The following is a 3,030-nucleotide window of genomic DNA, read 5'->3' as shown; positions in this document are numbered from 1 at the left end:
CTGGCGTCGTACTTCGCGGCGTCGGTTAAAATTTTCAGTTTATGTTGCAGCGTGTCAAATTCCATAATTTTACTCCGAACAAATGTTCTTTTTTGTATTATAGCACGGAATGAATACGGCTGCCATTTTGTCGTTCCCTTTTTCTCGGCGGCATGTATTTTTCATTTCGCGCAACAAAAAAAGACGCTCGCGCGTCTTTTTTTGATTAGCCCAATATCATACCGTTATCCGTTTTTTGTTTCGGCGCGATGAGAACAACACCCTGCTCCGTATACACGCCGAGTACGAGCACTTCCGACCGCCAACCGGCGATATGCATCGGCGGGAAATTGACCACGCCGAGCACCTGCTCACCGATCAGACCTTCCGGCGTATAAAGATCCGTGATTTGCGCCGATGATTGCTTGATGCCGATCGCGGGTCCGAAATCCACTTTCAGCCGGTACGCGGGCACGCGCGCCCCCTTGAGTGGGCTCGCTTCCACAATCGTCCCCGTGCGAATATCTAATTGAGCGAAAGTGTCAAACGTGACTTCTTCTTTAGGTTGAGCATCTTGCGTCATTATTTTTTCTTTCCGAACGACTGCATGCGTTTCGTTTGGTCCTCGGTCGCGAAACAAATTCCGAAGTATTGCGCTTCCAATTCAATCGCATTACGCTGATCCAAATCCTGTCCCGCCAGCACCGAACGTTTTGTTGCGCGCACCGCGACTTTGGCGTTCTTTTGAATACGTTTCGCCGTCGCCAGCGCCGTTTCCAGCAAGTCTTTTTGCGGTACTACGCGATTGACCAAACCGATCCGCAACGCTTCCTGCGCGTCGATGAAATCGGCGGTATATAAAAGTTCTTTCGCCATCGCGGGACCGACCGCGCGCGTCAAGCGTTGGCTCGCGCCGAAACCGGCGCAAATACCCCACTTCACTTCCGGCTGACCGAATTGCGCGTTTTCGCTCGCGTACCGAAAATCACAGGCGAGTGAGAGTTCACAACCGCCGCCCAACGCGTAACCGTTCACCGCGGCGATGACCGGCTGCGGCGCGTCTTCGAGTTGCTGCGTGACCGCTTGACCGAAACGGCCCCAATCGCGACCGGAGAGCGTATCCATGGCCGCCATTTCTTTAATATCCGCGCCCGCTACGAATGCCTTTTCACCGGCGCCGGTCAAAATAATGACATCCACGGTTTCATCGTGTGCCACTTCGGCGAAAAGTGCGTGCAATTCTTTCATCGTCGCCATATTGAGCGCATTCAACGCTTTGGGGCGATCAATGGTAATGATGGCGATGCCGTCACGATTTTCCCAATGCACATTTTCATACTTCGCAGTCATTTTCTCTCCTCCTACTGTCGGTTTAAAAATTCTTCCGCGTTTTTCGCGCGCAAATCGCTCATGCGCGTAATCAAATCTTCATCGCCGGCGCCGGCCGCGAGCAAGTCCGCCAACGCCGCGCCATCTTGGATCGTCACCGTCCATAAAAATTCACCGTCATCAGCGTACAATGTCCAATACAGCTCTTCAGCGAATGTTTCCGGCGCGCGCCCCTCCGAGTCGGTGATCACCGCGTACCGTCCGTCGGCGAAATCCTGCACCAAAAGCACTTCGTCTTCCGCTTCCGTTTCGACGACCCCGAGTTCTGCGAGTCGCTCTTTTACCTCCGTATCGTTCATAAGCGTTCCTCCTTGTCACTATTGTACACCATTTTAAAAAAATCCCCCGTAACGGGGGATTTCATTTTTTGTAAAATAGCGATGCGCCTTGATCTTGTAAGGTGCGTGACCACGCTAAAACGCATCGGCATGGACCGCTTCACCGCAATGACACGTATTGCAAACGCAACGCGTTGAGCACAACGGACACGGAGCTGAGCGCCATCGCGGCGCCCGCGAGGAGCGGTGAAAGGTAACCGAGCGCGGCCAGCGGGATACCGATCATGTTGTAGATAAGCGCCCAGAAAAGATTTTGACGAATATTTTTTAGCGTCGCTTGCGCCAGCGTGACGGAGCGAGCCACATCACGCACGCGACTGCGGAGTAAAACGATATCCGCGGCATCAATCGCGACCGCGGTGCCGGAGCCGATCGCGATGCCCAAATCCGCCGTCGCCAACGCCGGCGCGTCATTGATGCCGTCGCCGACCATCGCAACCAATCGGCCCGCGCCTTTGCGCGCGGCGACATGGTCCGCTTTTTCAATCGGTTTTACTTCCGCCGTCACGGTGTCGATCCCGAGACTTCGCGCAATCGCCGTAGCGGTGGGACGATTGTCGCCGCTTAAAAGTTCCGTTTCGATGCCCTGCGCGTGCAAATCGCGAATGGCCTCCGCCGCGTCCTCGCGCAACGCGTCCGCCACCGCGATCAGCCCGAGCACTTCCGCTTCGCGACGCACGGCCAATACCGTACGGCCCTGCACCTCCCATGCGGCGGCCGTCGGGTCGTCGGACGCGGCGCGACCGATTGTATACGTCGCGCCCTCGTATTGACCGCTCATGCCCTTGCCGACGGTTTCCTTTAATTCCGTAAAACGGCGCGCCGGAATCGCGCGCGCTTGACCCGCGGCCAAAATCGCCCCGGCCAAACGGTGGCCGGAACCGCTCTCCAAACCTTGCGCCAACGCGAGCAGTTCGTTTTCCGTCATTGTTCCCTGCGGCGCCAGCGCCACCACTTCCGGTTCCCCTTTGGTGAGTGTGCCGGTTTTATCAAAAATAATATGGGTAAGTTTACCGGCCGCTTCCAAATCGGCAGCGCTCTTAAAAAGAATACCCGAACGCGCGCCCACGCCGGAACCGACCATAATGGATGTCGGTGTCGCGAGTCCCAAGGCGCACGGGCAAGCGATGACAAGCACCGCCACGGTACGCAGCAGCGCGGTTTCCAACGTGGCGTCGAAAAAAGCGTAGTAAACGATGCCCGTCAGCGCCGCAATCGAAATCACCGCGGGCACGAACCGAGCGGAAACGGTATCCGCCAGTCGCTGAATGGGCGCTTTGGATTCCTGCGCCGCCGCTACAACGCGAATAATTTGGGAAAGCAC

At 56.2% G+C, this 3,030-nt stretch carries 4 protein-coding genes; all 4 read right to left on the bottom strand.

Going from position 1 to position 3,030, the window contains the following annotated elements; all coding sequences use genetic code 11:
• Nucleotides 1-205: 205 nt before the first annotated feature.
• Complete coding sequence (locus tag RDN69_RS06025) at nt 206-562, bottom strand: tRNA-binding protein (protein ID WP_024048138.1); 357 nt, start codon at nt 560-562, stop codon at nt 206-208.
• The gene (locus tag RDN69_RS06020) at nt 562-1,329 is read right to left on the bottom strand and encodes an enoyl-CoA hydratase-related protein (protein ID WP_024048139.1); all 768 of its coding nucleotides are present in this window, start codon (nt 1,327-1,329) and stop codon (nt 562-564) included. Before RDN69_RS06020 ends, RDN69_RS06025 begins: the two co-directional genes overlap by 1 nt.
• Nucleotides 1,330-1,340: 11 nt before the next feature.
• Nucleotides 1,341-1,667 (bottom strand): hypothetical protein, encoded by a 327-nt coding sequence (locus RDN69_RS06015; protein ID WP_273259350.1) that lies wholly within the window; start codon nt 1,665-1,667, stop codon nt 1,341-1,343.
• 139 nt (nt 1,668-1,806) lie between these two features.
• Nucleotides 1,807-3,030: heavy metal translocating P-type ATPase (locus RDN69_RS06010; protein ID WP_288218377.1), on the bottom strand; the 1,224-nt coding region annotated here is incomplete at its 5' end.

The organism is uncultured Negativicoccus sp., assembly GCF_902480485.1.
Lineage (GTDB): Bacteria > Bacillota > Negativicutes > Veillonellales > Negativicoccaceae > Negativicoccus > Negativicoccus succinicivorans.
This window is presented reverse-complemented; position numbering and strand designations above follow the sequence as displayed.